17 protein-coding genes and 2 pseudogenes are annotated in these 22,406 nt (G+C 40.3%); 8 read left to right on the top strand and 11 right to left on the bottom strand.

What is annotated here, in order from left to right:
- Positions 1-39: 39 nt before the first annotated feature.
- The 3 genes from MTN96_RS18555 to MTN96_RS18545 all read right to left on the bottom strand — a co-directional run bounded on the left by MTN96_RS18555 (position 40) and on the right by MTN96_RS18545 (position 4,277).
- Complete coding sequence (locus MTN96_RS18555; RefSeq protein ID WP_248532472.1) at positions 40-2,646, bottom strand: DUF2339 domain-containing protein; 2,607 nt, start codon at positions 2,644-2,646, stop codon at positions 40-42.
- A 75-nt stretch (positions 2,647-2,721) separates the two neighbouring features.
- On the bottom strand, positions 2,722-3,621 hold the full coding sequence (locus MTN96_RS18550; protein ID WP_248532492.1) for a GGDEF domain-containing protein: 900 nt from the start codon (positions 3,619-3,621) through the stop codon (positions 2,722-2,724).
- 71 nt (positions 3,622-3,692) lie between these two features.
- Positions 3,693-4,277, bottom strand: a complete 585-nt coding sequence (locus MTN96_RS18545) for a YqaA family protein (RefSeq protein WP_248532471.1) — start codon at positions 4,275-4,277, stop codon at positions 3,693-3,695.
- A 145-nt stretch (positions 4,278-4,422) separates the two neighbouring features.
- Between MTN96_RS18545 and MTN96_RS18540 the strand changes: the two genes are divergently transcribed.
- Complete coding sequence (locus MTN96_RS18540) at positions 4,423-5,655, top strand: TMEM143 family protein (RefSeq protein ID WP_248532470.1); 1,233 nt, start codon at positions 4,423-4,425, stop codon at positions 5,653-5,655.
- Positions 5,656-5,733: 78 nt separating this feature from the next.
- Here MTN96_RS18540 and MTN96_RS18535 read toward each other — a convergent pair.
- The 5 genes and pseudogenes from MTN96_RS18535 to MTN96_RS18515 all read right to left on the bottom strand — a co-directional run bounded on the left by MTN96_RS18535 (position 5,734) and on the right by MTN96_RS18515 (position 13,190).
- Positions 5,734-8,870 (bottom strand): annotated as a pseudogene (locus MTN96_RS18535) (efflux RND transporter permease subunit).
- Positions 8,871-8,878: 8 nt separating this feature from the next.
- Positions 8,879-10,108: an efflux RND transporter periplasmic adaptor subunit gene (locus MTN96_RS18530; RefSeq protein WP_248532469.1), complete on the bottom strand. Its 1,230-nt coding sequence runs from the start codon at positions 10,106-10,108 to the stop codon at positions 8,879-8,881.
- A pseudogene (locus MTN96_RS18525) lies at positions 10,105-11,356 on the bottom strand (TolC family protein). Before MTN96_RS18525 ends, MTN96_RS18530 begins: the two are co-directional and overlap by 4 nt.
- Positions 11,357-11,528: 172 nt before the next feature.
- Positions 11,529-11,855 carry a hypothetical protein gene (locus MTN96_RS18520; RefSeq protein ID WP_248532467.1) on the bottom strand — a complete coding sequence of 109 codons (327 nt, stop codon included), beginning with the start codon at positions 11,853-11,855 and terminating at the stop codon, positions 11,529-11,531.
- Between the two features lie 189 nt (positions 11,856-12,044).
- Complete coding sequence (locus MTN96_RS18515; RefSeq protein WP_013465765.1) at positions 12,045-13,190, bottom strand: iron-containing alcohol dehydrogenase; 1,146 nt, start codon at positions 13,188-13,190, stop codon at positions 12,045-12,047.
- Between the two features lie 183 nt (positions 13,191-13,373).
- Here MTN96_RS18515 and MTN96_RS18510 point away from each other — a divergent pair, with 183 nt between their 5' ends.
- Entirely contained in the window at positions 13,374-14,252 is an 879-nt protein-coding gene (locus tag MTN96_RS18510) for an AraC family transcriptional regulator (RefSeq protein WP_036956599.1), read from the top strand.
- 109 nt (positions 14,253-14,361) lie between these two features.
- On the top strand, positions 14,362-15,984 hold the full coding sequence (locus MTN96_RS18505) for a diguanylate cyclase (RefSeq protein WP_248532466.1): 1,623 nt from the start codon (positions 14,362-14,364) through the stop codon (positions 15,982-15,984).
- Between the two features lie 24 nt (positions 15,985-16,008).
- On the opposite strand, the gene MTN96_RS18500 is transcribed toward MTN96_RS18505, so the two are convergent.
- Positions 16,009-16,431: a VOC family protein gene (locus MTN96_RS18500; protein WP_036981430.1), complete on the bottom strand. Its 423-nt coding sequence runs from the start codon at positions 16,429-16,431 to the stop codon at positions 16,009-16,011.
- A 220-nt stretch (positions 16,432-16,651) separates the two neighbouring features.
- Here MTN96_RS18500 and MTN96_RS18495 point away from each other — a divergent pair, with 220 nt between their 5' ends.
- The 4 genes from MTN96_RS18495 (at position 16,652) to MTN96_RS18480 (ending at position 19,961) form a co-directional block, all read left to right on the top strand.
- Positions 16,652-17,020, top strand: a complete 369-nt coding sequence (locus MTN96_RS18495; RefSeq protein ID WP_171034667.1) for a hypothetical protein — start codon at positions 16,652-16,654, stop codon at positions 17,018-17,020.
- Positions 17,017-17,400 carry a hypothetical protein gene (locus tag MTN96_RS18490; RefSeq protein WP_036981428.1) on the top strand — a complete coding sequence of 128 codons (384 nt, stop codon included), beginning with the start codon at positions 17,017-17,019 and terminating at the stop codon, positions 17,398-17,400. The genes MTN96_RS18495 and MTN96_RS18490 overlap by 4 nt, the downstream gene beginning before the upstream one ends.
- Positions 17,401-17,565: 165 nt before the next feature.
- The gene (locus tag MTN96_RS18485; RefSeq protein ID WP_036956603.1) at positions 17,566-18,048 is read left to right on the top strand and encodes a DUF3015 domain-containing protein; all 483 of its coding nucleotides are present in this window, start codon (positions 17,566-17,568) and stop codon (positions 18,046-18,048) included.
- Between the two features lie 80 nt (positions 18,049-18,128).
- A complete protein-coding gene (locus MTN96_RS18480) occupies positions 18,129-19,961 on the top strand; it encodes a DUF4105 domain-containing protein (RefSeq protein WP_248532465.1) in 1,833 nt (610 codons plus the stop codon).
- Between the two features lie 5 nt (positions 19,962-19,966).
- Here MTN96_RS18480 and MTN96_RS18475 read toward each other — a convergent pair whose 3' ends face one another.
- On the bottom strand, positions 19,967-20,788 hold the full coding sequence (locus MTN96_RS18475) for a sterol desaturase family protein (RefSeq protein ID WP_248532464.1): 822 nt from the start codon (positions 20,786-20,788) through the stop codon (positions 19,967-19,969).
- Entirely contained in the window at positions 20,778-21,227 is a 450-nt protein-coding gene (locus MTN96_RS18470; protein WP_069440170.1) for an SRPBCC family protein, read from the bottom strand. The genes MTN96_RS18475 and MTN96_RS18470 overlap by 11 nt, the downstream gene beginning before the upstream one ends.
- A 96-nt stretch (positions 21,228-21,323) precedes the next feature.
- Between MTN96_RS18470 and MTN96_RS18465 the strand changes: the two genes are divergently transcribed.
- Entirely contained in the window at positions 21,324-22,322 is a 999-nt protein-coding gene (locus MTN96_RS18465; RefSeq protein ID WP_248532463.1) for an AraC family transcriptional regulator, read from the top strand.
- Positions 22,323-22,406 lie beyond the last annotated feature (84 nt).

Here is a 22,406-nt window from a genome sequence, read left to right as displayed (position 1 = left end):
ACGCTTAAGCCCAGTAAAGTACTGGGCTTAAAGCTATGCTTAATTGCTATAATTACGCTTTCTTAGTTTTTGGAACAACCAACTAAGCCCGACTAACGAAAGCCCTAAGCCAATAAACGATAATGCCTTTAAAAGCCCAGTTAAATTAGCCATATCAATTAAAAATACTTTAACAATTACTGCACCAAGAACCCCCAAACCAACATTTTGTAATAATCGCAGCTGTTTTAAATGTCCGGCGATCACCACCAATGCGCCAAGTAATAACCAAATAACCGAATAGCTATATAGCTCGGCGTCACTGGTTGCCTTATCAAGGTAAATAAAGCCGCCTTGCCAATATTGGCGGATCAAGGTGTTGATAGCTAACAGGGCTAATAAACCAGACACACCGAGTGTAATTTGACTCAATTTAGCATTTAACGATTTAACTAAACTCGCTAACCATAACGCCAGCAGGCTCGGGACGAACCAGATTAAAAGCAGCCAGTTAAATATTAGCGTTTCACCAACATAAAGACGCATTAATAACGGATTATCATCCAACGTTGTATTGATTAATAATAAGCCAGCTAACGCTGATAAAATCAAACCTGCAGTGCGGTATAACTTACCCAGCTGCCCTGCACTTTGCGCGCGATATAAATAAACGCAGCCTAAAGCAAGCAAGTTACAGCTGAGCAAAACTTGCTCATAAAAACTTAAAGAAAAAAGCTGTGGGTAGTGCCCTACCAGTTGATAACTGGTTTCGGTTGTCACAAATAACGCTAAACAATGCAGTGCCGCCCCCTCTAACCATATTTTTAGTTGTGAGGTATTAAAACATTTAGCCGCTGCAAAAAATAACCCAATACACAGCGGGTAAACAACTAAGCTCCAATGCAAATCAAAGATAGTTAGATCATCATAACTAGGCGTCCACGGCGATAAGGTAAGGCGTAAAAGTAATGCCGCCACAAGGGCTTTTATTGGCCAGTGTGGCATAGCCACACTGTATTTTTTTATTAATAAGCTCAGCAGTAATACTTGAATAGCCAGTGCAATAGTAAGGCCGCTATCGCTGAGTAACATAGTAATTGCTAAAGTGATATTGGCGTTTGCTCCCACCCAATAACTAAAACGCTGCCATAAGGTTGTATTATTTTGCGTAAATTTAATTAACACCGCACTCATTAAACATAACAATACCGCCCAAAGTGGATAAGCGGTTGCTAAAGCCGTATTTGGGATCATCGCATACAAAGTGCCAACTAATGCAAACACGCTTAATGAAGCAAGCAAATGAAAAGCTAATCGTTTTGGGTATTTATTACCAAAATAGAGTCCATAGCCACTTAACCCCAGAGCAAGTAATAAGCCAAGCCCGTATTCGTTTTTAAAAATAAATAACGCATCATCAAAGGTATAAGTTTGTTTAGCACTGATCACTAATAACAGCGCAATCATTAAAGAGACTCCTTGCCATGCATCCCAACGACTATTTTTTAGCACTAAAAATAGAAGTAAAGCGATGCTTAACAATGCCACTACTTGCCACTGTAAATTAAACACACTCAACAACATGGCAATCATTAAAGGCGCCATAAAGGCCAGTAATAACCCGTGATCTGGAAATAAATTCACTAATCGTTTAAAGCTGTGCGGGCGTGCTTCAAGGGTGTTGAAGGTTAATCCTAAGCGTGCAATAGCGATTAACCCTAAAATACTTAATAACGCAAAAGCACCTATTAACCACACTGTGTCGTAGTTAAATAAAGTGAGTCCAACCAAGTACCAACCAATATGCCCTGCCCATAATAAAAACCACAGCCAAACGCGCTTTACTTTATGTGCCACTACTGTCGCAGCAACACTCACAAGGGCAACATAAATAAGCAAAGAAAATAACTGCCCGCTGCCCGTATTCACCCAAACAGGGACACTGTATGCGCCTATAATGCCAATTACAGCAAGTAAAGGACCTAACTTAATCGCCATTGCACTGGCGCACAAAGCAATCACTGCTAAGCCAATAAATGCCCACTCAGCACTTAGCATGCTAAAGCTGTTATAGGCCAAAAACATTAAGGCAAAGCAAGTCATAAAGCCGCCACTAGCCAGGGCTGCAGGAATGTAATTATTAAAGCCTTCAAAAACGATACGTTTATAATGTAAATAATACGCTGCGGCGATTAAGCCAATGCCAAATAATCCACCGGCACTGAGCCTCATTGCAGGTGAAAGTAGCCCAGCCTCTAAACTGTATTTTGCTAAAAATACGCCACCTAAAGCCAAAGCAATAGCACCAATCCAGGTCATCCAATTTTGCTCAAAGCCTGCACCTAACTGCTTAAAGAGCAGTTCAATACTCGATGGTTTTTTAGTTATAGTTTTACGAGCTGATGTAGCTTTAATGCTGGTTGGCTTATAAATAGCGGCTGGAATATCTGAGCTGTGTAGAGGTTTTACATTATCTATTTGAGGATCAGCGGGAGATTTTTCATTTATTGCTGCATTTGCGTTTAACTCAAACTGAAATAGTTTTAGTTTTAATGCGGCAACCTCTTGTTTAAGGGAGTTCAATTGCACTAAGGCTACTAACCCACATATGGCCCCTGCAACAATAACAATAGATATAATAATTGCTAATCCGATTAACTCATCCATACAATTCCTTTTTATCTCGCAACAAGAGTTCCCAAAAATAGCACAAGCGAAGTCTATTTCATAAAATTACGATGTTTAAGCAAACTCAAGGCGATCACGGCCTGCTTTTTTAGCGCGGTATAATGCTTGATCAGCACGTTTCATTACATTATCAAAGGTCTGGTCGCTTGTACGATGTGCAATACCGATACTGACCGTTAAAGAACGCTGATTCTGTACTGTAATAGTGCGAGCAGTCTCTAGGATAGTCTGCGAGAAGTTAAGTACTTCATCAAGCTCATAACTAGGCAGGTAAGCGGCGAATTCCTCCCCCCCTATGCGAGCAAAAATATTTTCATCTTTAAAAAGACGATTCACTTTATCAGCAAACTGTTTAAGCACCTTATCGCCCACATCGTGGCCATAATCATCATTAATACGTTTAAAGTGGTCGAGATCTATAATTAAAACAGTGTAAGGATTATTAACAACCCCCTTCACATGCTGATAAAAGCAGCGACGGTTATACACTTTGGTTAAATCATCTATGATAAATTCTTGCGCCAAGCGGGTATGCATTCGCTGCATAAAGTGCATGGTTTTAAATAAACCATAAGCGGTAATTAGCATACCTAATGTGCGACATAAGTCTTCTACGTAATTACTTATCCAAAAAGGCTGACGTATCACTTCATCGAGCACATCGGCAGTAGAGCCTACAATCCATAGCATTAAACCGATACTGACATATAAATACGCTTTTTTAGCTAACCGTGAACATTGCACTACAAAAAAAATAGCAAAAATCACCACTAAATTAATAAAATCAGTGGTAAAGCCATAGAGGTTTTGGGTTATGTCTAATGGGGGAAAGTACATCAACGAAAAAATTGAGAAAGCAATAATAAACGCCAGCGTCATCAAAATTAACAGCTTATTTAATCTGGTAATTTTAACAAAATGGCTTAACTTTAAACTCACTTTTTCCGGATTCAGCATAAGCTATATCTACATTAGATTTATAATTATTACTAAAAACTATAACATAAATTATAAAACGGATTAATTTATATTAATGTGCTAATGATCCAGCCAACGGCAACTAAAATAGTTAACCCAATCATAGTTTTAGTTTTATGTTTACTGATAAGTCGCTCAGCTTGATTGCCTGCATAATATACCACTAACGCTAACCCAAAATAGCGTATAGAGCGGGCAATCGCAGATGCCACTAAAAACAGTGCCAGCGAATACTTAGTTGCACCAGCGGCTAGCATCGCAATTTGAAACGGAATAGGCACAATACCTAAGCTTAATACAAACCAAAAACCTTGTGTCTGCATTTTTTGCTTAACGTTTTCAAACTGTTCAGGACTAGAAAAGGTATTAATGATCCAATCGCCCACTACATCAAATAAATAATAACCCAACGCATAACCAAACAACGCCCCAATAACACAGCCGATTGTGGCCATAAGGGCAATTTGCCAAAGCTTTTCCCGCCTTGCTTGCATTAGCGGTACCAGCACCGCCTCGAGTGGAATGGGCACTATGGTGGATTCTAAAAATGAGGCGATAGTAATACCACCCAGCATGTTTTTAGACTCAATAAACTGACGTGTTTTTTTCTTGAGCTTTTTTTGTATAGCCATAAACGTCCTGTTAGCAATTATGTAAGTGATTAAATCATCTCATAATAAGGTTAATGCTGCCTGAAGAAATACAGTCAACATAGTAATCAGTAAAAGACTGCTTTATTATCTTTACATATCATTATACTTTTAAAATTTTCACCATATGCAAACTGCTCGCTACATTCCCTTTAGAAAACACGACATCATTACAATGTGCGTCAAAGAGCTTGCTAAAGACCAACAAACTTCTTTTAAGCAGCTTTGTGAACTTTTAGCTAGCTTAATTCACTTTCAGTACCATGGCACACTTGAGTCATTAAAAAATAATTACGCGCCTTTTGATCCAAATAGCGATACTCGTTTGATAAACAGCGTGACTGATGAACAAAAAGCCCAGTGCCAACGCGATTTTGCTAAAGATTTCGCCAACGTATTAAACGCGGCTAATTTTGAAGTGATCACCCATCAAGACCTACAAGATGCACTCAACGAAGAATCGCTTTTTAAAGTTCGCCTTGAGGTAGAGTTTGAGGATTTTGAAGAAGTGGTTTTTTATCGCAGAGGCGAATCGCAACTCACCGAAACCATAACCAGTTTTTGGGGGTTACGTAAAAAGCCACTGCATTTTACCAACTACGATCGCGTAGCAGTATTTATCCGTTTTAAAGATAAAGCCTATTTTGAATCAAAAAATAAACTACCTATGGGGTTTGAGCCCAGCTCAACCATAGTAAAACTATTTCAAAATGTGCCAAAAGCTGACTTAGAAATGCTGTTTCCGAATAGCGAAGTGCGCATGCGCCCTATTGATAAAGTGATTATTGGCTCATCTGCACTTATTGGCGGTGCGGTAGTATTAGTTACCAAACTGGGCGCCTCATTACTTTTACTGTTTGCTTTGTTTGCATTTTGGGGAGGGTTTAGAGATGAAGCCGTTACCATGACTCAGCAGCACTTTATTACGTTAGCCATTGGTATGGGAGTATTTGGCAGTTTTGTGTTTAAAGAGTGGAGTAAATTTAAAAACCGTAAAATTAAATTTATGAAAGCACTGAGCGATAATCTTTACTTTAAAAACCTTGATAACAACGCCGGTGTTTTTCATACACTAATAGACGCCGCCGAAGAAGAAGACATTAAAGAAGCTCTGCTTGCTTATACGTTTTTACTAAAATCAGAAAAAGGTCTAAGCGCACAAATGCTTGATGAGCAAATAGAGACGTGGTTTAAAACAAAGTATAAATGCGAACTCGACTTTGAAATTAGCGATGCGCTTGAAAAGCTCACTCGGATGCGTTTAGTAACCCGCACTAACTATGTGTATAGTGCAATAAATTTAGATCATGCAAAAACTATTTTGGATGAGCGCTGGGATAACCTATTTCAATATAATTAATGTGCAAAGTTTACTCAACAACAAAAAAGCAGCTGTCATTACAGCTGCTTTTTACGTTACTTAACAAGATGCAATTAGCTAAGCAGCTTGATGCCTAGTAAACTTTGCATGCACTAACTTATAAAGTGCCGGCAAAATTAATAGCGTTAGTAAGGTAGATGACATAATTCCGCCAACCACAACCGTTGCCAGCGGCCTTTGTAGCTCAGCGCCGGTACCGGTATTTAGCGCCATAGGAATAAACCCTAAACTCGCCACTAAAGCAGTCATTAGTACTGGGCGCAGGCGCGAAAGCGCACCTGTTTGTATTGCATCTATTAAACTAAGTCCATCAGCTCTTAATTGTTTAATAAACGACAGCATAACCACACCATTTAATACCGCTACACCACTCAACGCGATAAACCCCACACCCGCTGAAATAGAAAGCGGCATATCTCGCAGCAATAATGCTAATACCCCACCGGTTAGTGCCAGTGGTACACCACTGAATATAATCAGTGAATCACGCAGCGAGCCAAAGGCACTATAAAGTAAGCCAAAAATAAGCAATAAAGTCACAGGCACAACCAGCGATAGCCGTTTACTTGCCGATTCTAGCTGCTCAAACGTACCGCCGTATTCAAGCCAATAACCGCTAGGTAAGTTAAGTTTTGCATTCATACTCGCTTGGGCATCGCTTACAAAGCTGGCTAAATCACGCCCTGTCACATTGGCCGTTACTACCACATTACGCTTGCCGCTTTCGCGATTTATTTGATTCGGGCCCTTTTCAATGCTAATTGTAGCCACTTCTCCAAGCGGTACAAATGCAAGCTCAGGGTTACTACTTTGAGGTAATGCGACAGGTAAACGCGCAAGCGCAGAGACATCAGCAGACCAACGCTTATCTAAGCGTACTAATAACGAAAAGCGCTTATCACCCTCATAAATGAGGCCTGTTTGCACCCCGCCAACGGCAGCGGCAAGCGTTTGTTGAATGTCGTTTACAGTTAATCCTAGTAGCGCCATATGATCTCGCATTGGAGTAACAGAAAGTGTAGGCAAGCCCTCCATTTGCTCTAAACGAACATCGGTAGCACCGGTAATATTTCGTATTAAGCCGGTGGCTTTTTCGCCAAATTGCTTAAGTATGGCTAAATCGTCACCGTAAATACGCAGCGCTACATCGGCACGCACACCAGCAATTAACTCGTTAAAGCGCATTTCTATAGGCTGAGTAAATTCATAGTTATTACCCGGTACCTCATTCACACGATGACGAATTTTTGCACTAACGCGTCTTTACTTAGTGATGGATCAGGCCATTGCTTTTGTGGTTTGAGCATTAAAAAGGTGTCGGCAACATTAGGCGGCATAGGATCGCTGGCTACATCCGCAGTACCAATCTTCGAAAATACGTTCGCAATTTCGGGTTGCGCTAATAAAGCCTGCTCCAACTGCTTTTGCATTTGCACCGATTGTTCAATACCGGTGCCAGTAATACGCAGCGCATGCATTGCAATGTCACCTTCATCAAGCTGAGGTAAAAATTCGGCGCCCATATTTTTCACTTTAAAGCCAAGTGTAATTACAAGCACAGCAGCAATGCTCACCATCAGCCACGGTAATTTAAGCGATAAGCCAAGTAGCGGTTTATAACCTTTTTTAATACCGCGCATAACCGCATTTTCGCTCTCACTCACTTTACCGTGTACAAATACCGCAATAGCGGCAGGCACAAAGGTAACGGCAAAAATAAGTGCGCCAACTAATGCAGCAACCACTGTAAACGCCATGGGCTGAAACATTTTCCCTTCAACCCCGCTTAGTGCAAACAGCGGTAAATACACCAGCATAATAATTAAAATACCAAATACGGCGGGGCTAAACACTTCTTTGGTGGCTGAAGTTACAACCTCTAAACGCTCACTGAGTGTAAGTAAGCGCCCATGTTTATGTTGAGCCATCCCTAATTGACGAAGGCAGTTTTCAACCACAATCACCGCGCCATCTACAATTAATCCAAAGTCGATTGCACCTAAGCTCATTAAGTTACCCGAGACTCGATTACCCACCATGCCTGTAATAGCAAATAGCATGCTCAACGGAATAACCATGGCGGTAATAAGCGCACCTGTGATGTTCCCGAGCAATAACAGTAAAATGACGATAACTAATACCGCACCTTCGAACAGGTTAGTTTTTACGGTTTCTATGGTTTTATCAACAAGGGTCGTTCTGTCGTACACTGCCTCAACTACTACACCTTCAGGTAAGCTTTTTTGTACCTCTATCAACTTGTCAGCCATGGCTTTGGCAACCACACGGCTGTTTTCACCTATTAGCATCATTGCCGTGCCTAGTACGGTTTCTTCGCCATTATAGGTAGCCGCGCCGGTTCTAAGTTCTTTTCCTAAATACACATTGGCCACGTCTTTAATTCGCACAGGAGCATCATCACGCTTGGCGATAACGGTGTTTGCTATATCGGCTAAGGTTTTTAATTGCCCAGGCGAGCGCACTAAATATTGGCCGTCAAAGCGCTCTATGAACCCTGCGCCACGGTTGCTGTTATTAAGCTCAAGTGCACTAATAACATCCTTGATTGTCAGCTTATAAGCAATGAGCTTTTCTGGCATGGGCGCAACCTGGTATTGGCGCTCAAAGCCACCTTGGCTGTTTATTTCGGTTACGCCTTTTACTTTTAAAAGCTGCGGACGAATAACCCAGTCTTGCAAAGTACGCAAGTCTTCGGCGTTATACGCCGTACCATCACTTTTTAACGCATTGGGCTTTACATGCACGCTATAGGTAAATATTTCACCTAAACCACTGGCAATAGGTCCAAGGTTTGGCTCAATATTATTAGGTAAATCGGCGCGAATACTTTGAATGCGCTCTGATATTTGCTGGCGCGCCCAGTAAATATCGGTACCTTCGTTAAAAATAACGGTAACTTGCGAAAGCCCATAACGCGAAATTGAGCGGGTGTAATCAAGCTTAGGAATACCCGCCATCGCCGTTTCGACTAAGTAAGTGATACGCTGCTCAACTTCAAGCGGTGTAAAACCAGGCGCTTTAGTATTTATTTGTACTTGCACGTTGGTAATATCGGGGACAGCATCTACCGCTAAGTTTTGGATGTTATACACACCAAACCCAGCAAATAAAAATGTTAGCGCAAGCACCATCATGCGGCGTTTAACCGCAAAAGAAACAATCCAGTTAATCATGGTACCTCCTAGTGAGCGTGACTTGCGCCGCTTTTTAAAATATCGGCTTTGATCACATAGCTATTGGCAGTGACGTACTCACTACCGGGGCTTAAACCTGCGATGACTTCAACCCACTCGCTACTTTTTGCGCCTAAAGTAACCGGGCGTACTTCAAACACATTATTTTTACGCACAAACACACTCGCCATGCCGTTAAACTCTTGAATAGCCTCAGGCTTTACACGCACGCGAGCATTAACCTTATCGATACTGACATCAGTATTAACATGCATACCCGGACGCCAATGACCATCAGGGTTATTAAGCTCAATACGGGCACGTGCAATATGCCCGCCAGTCATCATAGGTGCTATAAAAAACACCTTACCTTGGGCATTTAAATGATGATGTAAATCGTACACGATGGCGCTTTGACCAATGGCTAGATTTTCGATGTTTTCAGGAAAGGCTGAGAGCTCAACCCATACTTTATCAAGGTTCACGACCTGCATTAACGCACGAGTACTTGCCAGTTCGCCACGCTTTAAATATTGCTCGGTTACCACACCGCTAATGGGGCTTTTAATACTGTAGTTTTGCAATGTTTCACGGTTGGTGACACTGGCCAGTACCTCACCTTTTTGAACCGTTTGACCAATGCTGACAAAAATATCGCTGATCAATCCGGTATATGGCGCCATCACTTCTACTGTGCCGTGCTGTGTCGGTGCAATAACACCAAACAGCGTGTCAGAAATATCAACTTCGCCACTTTGTGCTATCTGCGTTTTAATACCCGCACCTTTAATCGCTCGCTCACTAAGCATAGTGCGACCTTCGTATTGGGTGTACTCAAAACTAACGTGTTCACCTTTATAATTGGCAGTAATGAAAAGCGCAAACGAATGTGGCTCATTTATGGGTTGCGTGCTAACAAGGTACTCATTCTCAAGCGTAAATTGTATTTTTTGAGGCGCTTCTACTAATCGTTTTAAGTTCATTTCGATGCTTAAATCGTTTATATCTACTGGCTGATTTTGCTCATAACCATATACGCGCAGCTCAACTTTACCTGCCAATTCTCGCAGCTTTAACTCAAGAGTGAGCTTTGCGTTGGTTAATAAAAAGCCGCCATGGGCACCTTGTTTTTGGGTTTGCTCTGTTTGCCCATGCTCTGATGAGGCAAATACATGTGTGCTTGTTAAGCTAGCTACAAACGAGAGAAATACTAATAATGCGATAAAAGTGTTGTTCATGATTGAAAAGTCTCAGTTAAAGATTGGCCAGTTAAACGCTCAAGAGTAAGGTGCGTTTGATATAGCGCTGCATAGGTATTGATAAGTGCGCGTTTAGAGTCAAATAGAGCTTGTTGGGCATCGAGCAATTGCAACACCGAAATTTGTCCGCGTTGATAGCTTTTTAAACTTTGCTCAATAAGTGTTTGGGCTTGTGGAATAACCTGCTCAGATAACAACTGCGCCTGTAACGTTTTGCCTTGGTAATAGGTGTACAAGGTACGAACTTGTTGGCGTAACTGAACCCGTAATTGCCCTTGCTGCTCACGTAACAATGCCAACTGACTGTTAGCCGCTTCAATATTACCGCTATTTGGGTTACTCAATTGCAATGGCATAGAAAACGAAAACAGCAACGAACTGGTATCGCTTTGCTGATTGTAGCGCAGGCCCGCACCTACATTAATGTCGCTTTGCCCGTTGGCTTTTTGCAGCGTTAAGTTGGCCGCTTGCTGTAAGTATTGTTGCTGCAACATGGCAAACTCAGGCGCTTGGTTAACTGCATTGAGTAACGCTTGCTCAGATTTAAGCGGTATTAAGGTAGCCATATTCCCTGCGAAATTCGTGTAGTTATGTTGCTCATTCCACAGCTCATTGAGCGATAAACGCGCTCGCTCAAATTCGCTATTTAGCTTAGCTGTCTCAAGCTCAACTTGGCTTAGTGCATAACGCATACGGGTTACATCGGCTTGCGATACAGCGCCGGCGTTAGCCCGTTGCTTTATTGCTTTGAGAGCTTGGCTCACCACGTGATGTCGTTCGCTGTTAAGCGTAAGTAAGGTTTGAAATTTAAGCGCCTCGTAATATCGCTCACCAGTGGTTGCTAATAAAGCTAACCGAGTATTTTGATATTGTATTGCTTGGGCTTTAATGTTCGCCGTTGCGTAATTTATGCGGCTTTGGCGTTTATCTCCAAGCTCTATAAGCTGGCTAAATGCCAAGGTTATTTCAGCGTCTTGCACACCACGCGCACCGTTTGTCCCTAATAAGTTTTCAGCTTCTATATTTAAAATAGGGTTAGGCGAAAGTGCCGCTTGAGATTTAAGTGCGCTGAGTATTTTTTGATGATAAGGGTAGCGTTTTAATAGCGGATTTTGTTGCTCGGTATTTATCAACGCTTGTTTTAGAGTTAGTGTTTTAACATTTGCAAACGCACTAAAAACAGGCAGCGCACAGCATCACCACCAACATAATTGATTTTTTATTCATATAGCTTGTCCGTTTTTTAATAAACAGAGTTCACTTGCAAACCATTCTCAACCTTCGCAAAAAAATAGCGACAGTGTAAAATAGTAGCAATTTAAACATGCCATAACAGCCCATAAAACGCTTACGCGCAGGCAGCTAAAAGCACAATAATTAATTGAAATTAAATTAAAAACTAGCTAAATGAATTCGGTGGGGGTACATCAGGTGGATAATTTAAACTATGGTAATACACAAGTACTGAGGGTTTACTTTGTTGAGGAATAATAGCGTGACTAAGTGTGCTGTAATAGCCACAGTGACAATGTTGGTGTGCATGAATCTCAACCGGTGACTGATTATCGCTTTGTCCATGGTCATTATCAGCGATTATAGTGTTTTGTGATAATGCGTTACTTACATGCTCAACGTCTTCTTGTAAATGGTATGCAGCGCCATCACAACTTATAAAGCTGTGCACAAGCACGAGTAACATGACCATTAACAAACGATTTGAGCGCATAATTTAGCTATCTTCTCAGCCTAAAATTGACTTAAATAAACCTAACCAATTAAAGCCACATAGTATATTAGCGGCAAACGACAATAAAGGGCTTTTTATCAATTAATAGCGCCAATTGCGTTTACTGAGGTTAACTATAAAACAAAAAACCACCGGCTTTAATAGCCAGTGGTTTTTTAAAATTAACGCTTAAGCAACCGCATGTTCTAAAATTTCACGGCTTTCTTTTAGCGTAATCGCTTGGTTTTCACCAAGGGCAACCATGCCATGTGCTTCTAGTTTGCCAATAATATTATCAATAGCAGCCGCTTTATCATCACCATGTTCAGTTAGCTGTGTTGCAACCTCAAGGCTGTGGTAAAACGCTTCAATCGCTTGAATTGTTTGCTCTGCTAAATCATCTGTTTGCTCAAGGCCAAATACGTTTTTACCCATTTGCTCTAGTTTCGCTTTTTTAACTGCAAATTGATTGCGCAATAAAGAAGGCTGAACAATAGCAAGCGAACGCGCATGGTCAACACCATAGGCAGCAGTAAGCTCATGACCAATCATGTGGGTTGCCCAATCTTGCGATACGCCTGAACCAATTAAGCCATTAAGTGCTTGGTTAGCTGCCCACATAAGGTTTGCACGCCATGCATCGTCTTGGTTTTCAAAGTTATCGCCCAGTGTTTTGAGCGTTTTTAATAGTGCCTCTGCGTATCCTTCTTGTACCAATGCGCCTTCAGGGAACGTAAGGTACTGCTCACACGTATGCACCCACGCATCAACTAAGCCATTTACAAGCTGGCGCTGTGGTAATGTTTTCATTACATCAGGATCCATAATCGCAAATTTAGGCAGTACTTCTGGTGAAGCAAACGGCAATTTTTGCTTAGTCGCTTCTTTGCTTACTACTGAGTTTTGGTTAGATTCAGAACCTGTAGCTGGTAGCGTTAATACGGCACCAATTGGTAATGCGCTAGTAATTGTATGCTTACCAGTAGGAATGTCCCAACCTTCGCCGTCGTATACTGCAGAAGCGGCAATGTATTTAACGCCGTCTATTACAGAGCCGCCGCCGACACCTAATACAAAGTCGATATCTTGTTCTTTACAAATTTTAACCGCTTGGTCAAGTACTTCAATTGTTGGGTTAGCACCCACACCCGAGAATTCGACCCAATCAAAACCTTCAAGTGCAGCAGCAACTTGGTCATACACGCCGTTCTTTTTAATTGAGCCGCCGCCATAAACAACCAATACTTTTTGATCTTTTGCGATCAAGTCGCTAAGTGCGGCAATTTGCTGTTGGCCAAATTGGATGAGAGTGGGATTTACGTAGCTAAATTTCATTATTTTGCTCCTAGGTGACGGTTAATTTTATAATGCTTTACTTAGTTACATATCAAGTAAAGCTTTGATGGATGCATATTAGTGGCAAAGTTAATATATAAAAAGCCCAATAACTGCCAGAAGCTTGCCTAAAACTACCAGCACTGTTATTTTACGCAAAATATTTTAATTACAGATACTTTTATGCCCATCATAGCCAAAATGTTGCAACAATACGCCGAGCACAATAATTTACTAAGCTTTGAGGGCACCATGGAAACAATTATTCCTGGGGTGTATTTTCATCGCGCTACCAAAAGCTCACCACGCCAACCGCTTATTTATAATTCAGGCATAATCGTGGTTGGCCAAGGCCATAAAATAATTCATTTCCCAGAACATCAAATAAAATACGGCGAAGGTGATTACTTGGTACTAGGTGTACCTGTCCCATTAGAGTGTGAAGCGTTTACTGATAATGACTTACCGGTTATGGGCATTGCTATAGATATAAATCCTGCCATGTTGCACAAGCTGGTTAATCAGATGATGCAGCACCAGCCTTTATCAGTCTCCAGCGCGCACATTGGTGCAGTACAATCCGCCAAGCTAGACTGCGCAATGGAGCAAGTGACGTATAGGTTATTAACAGTTTTAAATAATCCACTTGAAGCTGAGATATTCGGCGAAGATATAGTAAAAGAGCTTGTGTATCGTGTTCTTTGCGGCCCCCAAGGGAATACTTTAATAGGCCTAGCTATGCATGATGGCCATTATGCGCGTATAGCTCGCACACTAGCAACGATGCATCAGGACTATGCAAACCCTATTACTGTTGAAGGTTTAGCAGAAGAGGTCAATATGAGCGTATCCTCTTTTCATCGTGCATTTAGACAGGTAACGTTTGAATCTCCCTTACAATACTTAAAAAAAGTACGTTTAGCTAAAGCAAAAGAGCTAATTACCACAGCGGGAAGCAAAGCAAATGAAGCTGCTTTTAAGGTAGGTTACACCAGTGCATCACAGTTTAGCCGTGAGTTTAAACGCCACTTTAATAAAACTCCGAGTGAAATACAGTTATAAAATAAGATTTACCCATTCATGCGCTATATCAAACTTTATCATTAACTTTTACTAGCAAAGATAACACGCTTTGTTAATATAGAGTAACAGCCATTTTTTTAACCCTACTATGCTCAATAACACCGTAACAATAAGGAAGCACTTACATATAACCACCTCCTTATGTATTAAATTTTGCGGTGCTTTATTTGTCATTTTTATTTTTCTTATCTGCAATACAGCTATTGCAAAAGATAGCTGCAATTTAAAATCTATCGCAAACAGTGTATCCACTCCCTTATCGCAAGGTATTGCTGCAGACATAAAACTAGAAAAAGGCATTAACCAATTTGAGTTGGTATGTACGCTAAACCAAAGCGGTGTTTTTACGTTTACTCGCCCTGCACTTGAACGTTTTTCGTGGCAACAAAATAACCAATTAAAAGCCCCTTTAAAAACAAATCAAATGGCTATTTTAATGGAACAAGGCAGCTTTAATGCAAAGCTAACTTTAACCACTACTGCCAGCTATACCCCCCGGTTTACTTGGCTAGACTCACAGCAATTTATTGAAAAGGTGCAGTTGTACAATTTAATATTTGGGGTGTTTTATGGATTATGCGCAACGCTTATTTTTTATGCTTTAATAATAGGTTATGGCATTAAAGACGCTATTTTTAAACTGTATGGCATCTATCTTTTTTGTATCGCTAGCTTTATTTTTTTACAAGAAGGGCAACCCTATTTATTTACCAATGGCTACTTTTCTGCATATATCAGCCACCTTTATACATTAAGCATTGGTTTAACTATAGTCAGTGCTACTTGGTTTATGAGCGCACTATTAGAGCTACCTGAGTATTGGCGCAAATTAAGTTATGCATTAAAAATTACCGCGTTATGTGTATTGACTTTGTGCTTACAAAAAATAGCTTTAGATTTGCCCGCTATTACTAATATCACCACAATCGTTACTGGCTATTTGTCACTACTAATTGTGATGACCATTTTTATACTCTCAGCCGTGCAAGCTAAACAAGGCGTTAACGAAGCCAGCTTAGTATTTATTGCCTTAAGCTGTGTGTTTATCAGCATGATATTTAGAGTGTTACTAACCGAATACAGTCCTTTTATACAGCGTTATGGGTTTGTGATTGCTTTTGCGATTGAATCTCTGCTTCTTGCTATTGCAGTTGGTAGGCGAATTCAACGACTCAGTTATGCTAAAAAACAGGCTGAACGGCACGCTAATTACGATCATCTTTGTCATATTTATAACCGCCGAGGCTGGAGTTTAAAAGCCAATGAGTTATTAAAAAAACACGCTCAACGTGGTGGCGTGTTGTGTTTTTTATATATCGATTTAGACCGATTCAAAGCAATAAATGATACCTACGGCCATGATGTTGGCGATAAAGTACTCTGCATAGTGGCTGAGTCAATTAGTCAGCATATGCGCAGTGAAGACGCAGTTGGCCGCTTAGGCGGAGATGAGTTTGTGGCTATGGCATTATTTACCAGCAAAGATAAAATTAACCGGCGAGTTGCGACCCTTGAACAAAAATTAAATGCGCTTAGCTTAGAGCACCAAGGTAACACCATCGCTATTTACGCAAGCGTAGGGCAAATAAACTATAGCGAAGCGCCTAAAAATTTAGATGAGGTTTTAAAAGCCGGTGATAAAGCAATGTATCAAAAAAAGTCATTACGAAAAGCGCAGGCTAAGCAAACCTTCACAAGAGAAAACGCCTAAAGTCATCGTTTAGGCGCATAATCATTACTCGTCTTTTTTGAATAAGACTTCTGGGTTTACCATAGTTTTCATTTCTAAAACGTTACCATTTGGATCTTCAATAAAAAACGTTTCTTGCTCAAATTCATCACCTACAAAACGGCGGTAAGGCTTATCTAAATATTCAAGGCCCGCGTGTGCAATACGTTTTTTTAATGCCTGAAATTCATCTTCAGATAAATGAATGCCAAAATGCGGTACAGCTACTGCGCCCATATCAACATCATGACGCACTGTTGGTAAGCGCTCTGTGCTTTGATGAAGCGTTAACTCGTTACCCCAAAAATCAATGTCTACCCATCGCCCAGCTTCACTATTACCCGTTTTACAACCAAGCACGTCACAATAAAACGCTTTCGCTTTTTCAAGATCACCAGCTGGAATAGCCAAATGCAAACAGTTAGACATAAATTACCTTAGGTTATAACTTTTAATATATGAAATATGCTGCATTATACATAATTTGTAATTTATAGAACATTAACGGCATTATTTTTAGTCATTCATTGCGTACATTTAATTTAAAGCCACGGTTATTTGCTCTTTTGGGAGCCATATATCGCTTTTAGTCTTAAATTGTCGATTTTAACTATTTAAGCTAAAACTGAACCTTTATGATGTGCGCCTTATGACTAAATTCATACTTTTAAAATTCATCACCTTTTTTATCGGCTGCTTGTCGTGCTTTATATTGCATACCACATTGGCATTACCTATTGTTGTGTCTGCTGCTTTAACAGGCCTCATCGGCTCATTTATTCCGTTTCCTGCACGTTATCAAAACCACCCTTATGCCTCCATTTATGCAGGTAGTTTTGCCGGTATGTGTTCCACCAACTTAATTAGCAACTATTGGGAAATCGCTATTATTTCTGCCATTGGCGCTGTTTTATATACACTAACACTTAATGTATTTGCAGGATTTGGCGGACGATTAGGCAGTATTGCATTTGCCAGTGTAGCCCTGTTTGTTTTAGCTAAAGGATTGCTGATATGACTATTACATACCCAGTATTAGCCTTGGCTGGTGCTTTTTTTACCTTTTATTTAGCAAAGCATAACCGCTTTGATGCTATAAGAGCCTCAGCTGCACTTTCAATTATTGCCTATTTGATTTTTGCACAGCTGAGCCTCAACGCAGAACTCTATAGTATCGTTTTTTTTGGCGGCACCTTTATTGGCATGAGCGCCCCTCACCGCTTTGGTGTTTATACGCTTGCCAGTTCAGCAATTATATTTTCATTGTTTTTTGCCTATTTGGTTCCCATTCTTGATGGCTTTGGTGGCGCTTTGGGAATTAGTGCATTTTTATCAGTGTGTATTTGCCACCTTTTTATTTTACTGGGTGCGCCAAGAAGTAAAAAGCAAAGTTCTTAAAGCTAGCTAAAACCAGTAAGTAACGTGTTTATTTTATTAATTAAAGTAAGCGCAACATGAAAAAATTCATAGCTTGTTATGTTCCTTTTTTCTACAACTCTGTTAAAATCCTCCGCGCTCTTTGTTTACCCTAAATAAAGACTAATCAAATATGGATTTATGGATATGAAAAAAATAATCGCAGTAGCAGCACTTTCTTTACTTCCTTTCTCTAATGCTATGGCTGACCAAGATATTGGTTGTGGCCTAGGCTCTATGTTATTTGCTGGTCAGCAAGGTAAAGGCGTTAAAATTTTAGGCGCTACAACTAATGGTACTTCTGGTAACCAAACTTTCGGTATTACTTTTGGTACTTTAGGTTGTGACGGTACTGGTACTGTTACTTCTTCTGAAAAAATCGCATTATTCATCGATGGCAACATGGAGCAACTTGCTCGTGATATGTCTCAAGGTGAAGGCGAAACTTTAGCAACACTTGCTGAGGTTTGGGGCGTTGCAGACCAAGATAAAGCAGCATTCAACAAACTTGCTCAAGCACAATTTTCTTCAGTATTTACTTCTGAGAACGTAACTTCACAAACAGTGTTAGAAAACCTAAACGCTGTTGTAGCAAGCGACGCACAACTAGCTTCTTATACGCTGTCTTAATCAGCTAAATTAGCCGGTTTTATATTTATAAATAAAGCCGCTAGAGTATCCTCTAGCGGCTTTTTTATGATTTAGCGATTATGAAAAAAATATTATTTACCTTGCTAGCCATACTTTTTAGTATGCAATCAAATGCTAAAAGTATTGAAAAAAGTACCTTAGCCACACACCCTTACTGGCTTAAACTGGGCCACTACCGCAATACAACCTTCAGAAGCTGGAAAAGCGAGGTGGATAGCGCCGAGTTTTTTTTATCCCCTACAGGTAAAACCAGCCCAGTAGATGAGTTAAATGCCACCATTAGAGCATTTAATGCCAGTAAAAGCAGTCAACAAAAATACAGCTGTCAATTTCCAGCTCGCTACACATGGCTAAAATCAAAAATTAAAAACAATTGGCCTGCTCTTGATTGCGCTGAGCTTAAAACCTGGCAACAAGTCATTAATCCTAAAGGGGTTACGCTTGTATTCCCTACCGCATTTATGAACAGCCCTTCATCAATGTTTGGGCACACTTTACTGCGCATCGACGCTAAAGATCAAACCCGTAGTAAAGAACTGATTGCCTTTGCTGTAAACTTTGCGGCAGAACCTGATGACTCAGATAACGCTGCCATGTATGCACTGAAAGGCCTTGTTGGTAGCTATCCGGGTAAGTTTTCGTTGATGCCGTATTACAAAAAAGTACGTGAATATAACGACTTAGAATCACGCGACATTTGGGAATACAAACTCAATTTAACTGAGCAACAAGTTGAGCGGGTATTACTGCATTTATGGGAGTTACAACGCGCCACTTTTGATTACTTTTTTATAGACGAAAACTGCTCATATCAGTTACTGGGGCTATTACAATTAGCTAAAGACGACCTTAATTTAACCTCGCAATTTAACATGCAGGCTATTCCTTCAGACACAGTTGCCGCACTTAGAGACAACAACTTACTGCAAACTCCTAATTACCGCCCTGCTTTTGGTACTAAGCTACATCACTATTCAACACAGTTAAGTGATCAACAACTTAGTGATGCGAGGGAGCTTATGCAAGGCAAGCCATTAAATACCCGTAATTACTCACAAAAAGAGCTAGTAGCCATACTAGAGATGGCGTACGAATGGCTAAATTTTGAATTTTACGATAAAGCCCTTAACCGTGAAGAAATAGCCCCTCGTCTTACTAAGTTATTATTAATGCGCAGTAAGTATGCTGTCCCTTCTCCTTTAGCTAAGCCCTATAAACCTAAAGCTTCGCCAGAGCAAGGCCATGGTTCTTCAAGGCTAACAGCTAAAAGAGTGCAAAATAATAACCAGCAAAACACCACCAATTTAGCTTATCGCCTTGCTTATCATGATTTACTAGACAGACCTGCAGGCTTTATACCCGGTGCTCAAATTAGCTTTTTTGACTTAGCAGCTAACCTATCAGATAGCGGTAATAGCCAGATTGAGCATTTTTACTTACTTGATGCTATGTCGCTTGCCCCCGATAATCGTGTATTTGATAGCTGGTCGTGGAATATAAAAATGGGCTTTGATAGGCAACCAAGCCCAAACAAACGCTCTGGCCGATTTTTTACTAAAGGTGGATATGGTAAGTCTTATGGCAACCCGAACAGTGTGCATGGCTATATTTTGGGACAGTTTGAGCTAAATACTGGTGATATTTCTAACCAGCTAAGTATAGGGCTAGGTAGTGAGGCTGGCATTATTTGGCAAGTAAATAACAATCACAAACTTGCGCTAACGGGTAATATGTTTTGGCTAAACGATAATACCGCTAATAACCACAGTGAAGCTGCGCTAACCTGGAGCTATGCGCTGTCACTTAACATAGCGCTTCGCAGCCAAATAAAGCACGAAACATGGCACAACCATAATACTGCGGCTAGTTTAGCCCTACAGTTTTACTTTTAAGTCTATTATTTAATTTTAATGCTACTGGTTGGGTAGCCAAATAGCACTTCGCATTTCGCTTTTAACCCTTTCGCCGTATAGGTACTTTTTAATAAATGAGCCCACTGATGAAACGTTATTATTAGTGGGTTATTGCTATTTAGCTGGCCTACGATGCCATATTTACAGGGCTGATTTTTGTCCTCCTCTATAAAAGTACCAAACAGCTTATCCCAAATAATAAGGACGCCGGCAAAGTTTTTATCGAGGTAGCTTTTATTAATTGCATGATGAACCCTGTGGTGCGATGGCGTATTAAATACCCTTTCCAACCAACCTAACTTGCCTACGATTTGCGTATGCACAAAAAATTGGTACGCTAAATTAAGTGCCACCACACTAAATACTGTAAGCGGGTCAAAACCTATGAGAATCATGGGCAGCCAAAATACCCACATGCCGGCTACTGGGTACATTATGCTTTGCCTAAACGCAGTGGTAAAATTCATTTTAGTAGAACTATGATGCACTACATGAGCGGCCCATAACCAATGAATATGGTGTGATGCACGATGAAACCAATAGTATAAAAAGTCTTGCAGTAAAAAAGCGCCTAAAACAGTAAATACTGTCAATTCAATATCAAATAGTCGAAACTGATACAACCAATAAAAAAACGGCATTAATAATAATAACGCAATGGCATCAGCGCCTTGATGTAATAAAGCAAGTAACGCGTTGGCTAAGCTGTCTTTTATATCGTAGTAACGTCTAAATTTTATAAACTCAACCCCTACAAACAGCAAAAAAATAGGGCTCAGTGCCAATAAAATAATTTCAATGCTCATGACGTTTCTCCTGAAAATAGCTGGCTATTTTTTTAAGTGCTTGGCTAACATCTTTTTTTATAAAAAAAGCCAGTATAAAGTCGGGTAACCACAAAGGCGCAATACAACGAATATGGTAGCTGATCTCGGTGAGTGATGGCTGAGTATTATTGGCTTTTAAGTAAATATCACCACGGTGCTGTGCAACGGGTTTATCCCCTAAAATGCGGTAACAAATGTGGCTATTATCGGCCGTTATTATTTGCTCCTTAAATGTTGTACCTTGCATTTTTATTTGTCTAATGGTGCCTTTTCCACCACTTATTTCACCCGAGTCTTGCGGTGTTAACACTTCAAACTGCGCATTAAAAAAGCGCCCCAAATCAGCATGCGCTAATAATAAGGTGCATAATTGTTCAGGCGTTGCTGCCACACTATGTTTAACGTTTATCTCAATCATTGTGTGCCCCATATTATTTTTATAGATCTCTAGCATATAAAAATATTGCATGGCAAACTTGCGATTAGATGACTATTTTTTAGCTTTAGGCGACAAATGAAAACCTTAGCCGATCATTACTTTTCTAGCTGTTTGGATTATCTTCAAAGCACAGGATTAGATAGCCAAGAGATACTAACTGCCATTGAATTTGATGAATATACAAATAAGCAAACACAACAATTAGCGCCTCGTATTAGCTTAAAAAGCTATAATGCGCTGCTTAGTTATGCACAGCAAACGCTAAATGACTCCTTATTCGGGTTTGAATTAGGAAAACAAATACGTACCGCTGATTTTGGTGTACTTGGGTATTTAATTGAATCAAGTACTAATCTAGCCAGTGCCATTACTGCATTACTGAGCTACGACAGTTTAGTGGCTAACATAGGGCGTGCTGAGTTTGAACAGCAACAAACACTTTGCAAGGTAACCTGGTTAGCAGACCCACAGTGCAGTCCACAGGCCGTATTACGAAATATGACCGCGTGGGTAAGTGTTATACGCCAACTGCTTAATCCTCAGCTTTCGCCTAGTTGCGTTTATTTTACAGCACATTTTTCAGACAGTGAGTTACAACAATTAGCGCAATGGTTTAATTGCCCAGTAAAAGCTGGCGCTAACTTCAATCAAGTAGAGTTTCCAAGTAGTTACTTAACCCTTCCTTTTAAAACCGATAACTCCCAGATTAACGCTGTGCTAAAGCAAATGTCAGAGCAACAGCTATCTCAGTTTAAAAGTCAGCAATTATTAACAGAAAAAATTAATCATATTTTAATGGCTAAATACGATTTGCAGGACTGTTCACTGATCAGAACGGCTAGTGCTTTAAATATGACCCCGCGCACAGTGCAACGTCATCTAAAGCAAGAAAACACCAATTTTGCTGCTCTTCTTGAGCAAGAGCAAAAACGCCGTTTGTTAACTTATATTCCTCATTATCCGCTAAGCAGTATTGCAACTATGTTGGGGTTTAATGATCAAAGCTCTTTTAATCGCGCCTTTAAGCGCTGGTATCAATGCTCACCTCGTCAATTTATAAAAAACAATAATTAAACAATTTGATTACCTAAAAAACACATTACCGTGTACCTTTTTATTAATTTTATTTACACTAGCCTCATGTATTGCTTTAAAGAC

The organism is Pseudoalteromonas sp. 2CM28B (genome assembly GCF_023161935.1).
The sequence above is the reverse complement of the archived record's forward strand: the minus strand, read 5'-3'. Positions and strand labels throughout refer to the sequence as shown.

Coding starts and splice junctions, on each gene's coding strand:
- MTN96_RS18530 (WP_248532469.1), bottom strand. CDS start 10,108: ATGAACAACACTTTTATCGCATTATTAGTATTTCTCTCGTTTGTAGCT.
- MTN96_RS18500 (WP_036981430.1), bottom strand. CDS start 16,431: ATGTCTAACTGTTTGCATTTGGCTATTCCAGCTGGTGATCTTGAAAAA.
- MTN96_RS18485 (WP_036956603.1), top strand. CDS start 17,566: ATGAAAAAAATAATCGCAGTAGCAGCACTTTCTTTACTTCCTTTCTCT.
- MTN96_RS18515 (WP_013465765.1), bottom strand. CDS start 13,190: ATGAAATTTAGCTACGTAAATCCCACTCTCATCCAATTTGGCCAACAG.
- MTN96_RS18505 (WP_248532466.1), top strand. CDS start 14,362: ATGCTCAATAACACCGTAACAATAAGGAAGCACTTACATATAACCACC.
- MTN96_RS18490 (WP_036981428.1), top strand. CDS start 17,017: ATGACTATTACATACCCAGTATTAGCCTTGGCTGGTGCTTTTTTTACC.
- MTN96_RS18520 (WP_248532467.1), bottom strand. CDS start 11,855: ATGCGCTCAAATCGTTTGTTAATGGTCATGTTACTCGTGCTTGTGCAC.
- MTN96_RS18475 (WP_248532464.1), bottom strand. CDS start 20,788: ATGAGCATTGAAATTATTTTATTGGCACTGAGCCCTATTTTTTTGCTG.
- MTN96_RS18510 (WP_036956599.1), top strand. CDS start 13,374: ATGCCCATCATAGCCAAAATGTTGCAACAATACGCCGAGCACAATAAT.
- MTN96_RS18480 (WP_248532465.1), top strand. CDS start 18,129: ATGAAAAAAATATTATTTACCTTGCTAGCCATACTTTTTAGTATGCAA.
- MTN96_RS18470 (WP_069440170.1), bottom strand. CDS start 21,227: ATGATTGAGATAAACGTTAAACATAGTGTGGCAGCAACGCCTGAACAA.
- MTN96_RS18495 (WP_171034667.1), top strand. CDS start 16,652: ATGACTAAATTCATACTTTTAAAATTCATCACCTTTTTTATCGGCTGC.
- MTN96_RS18465 (WP_248532463.1), top strand. CDS start 21,324: ATGAAAACCTTAGCCGATCATTACTTTTCTAGCTGTTTGGATTATCTT.
- MTN96_RS18555 (WP_248532472.1), bottom strand. CDS start 2,646: ATGGATGAGTTAATCGGATTAGCAATTATTATATCTATTGTTATTGTT.
- MTN96_RS18545 (WP_248532471.1), bottom strand. CDS start 4,277: ATGGCTATACAAAAAAAGCTCAAGAAAAAAACACGTCAGTTTATTGAG.
- MTN96_RS18540 (WP_248532470.1), top strand. CDS start 4,423: ATGCAAACTGCTCGCTACATTCCCTTTAGAAAACACGACATCATTACA.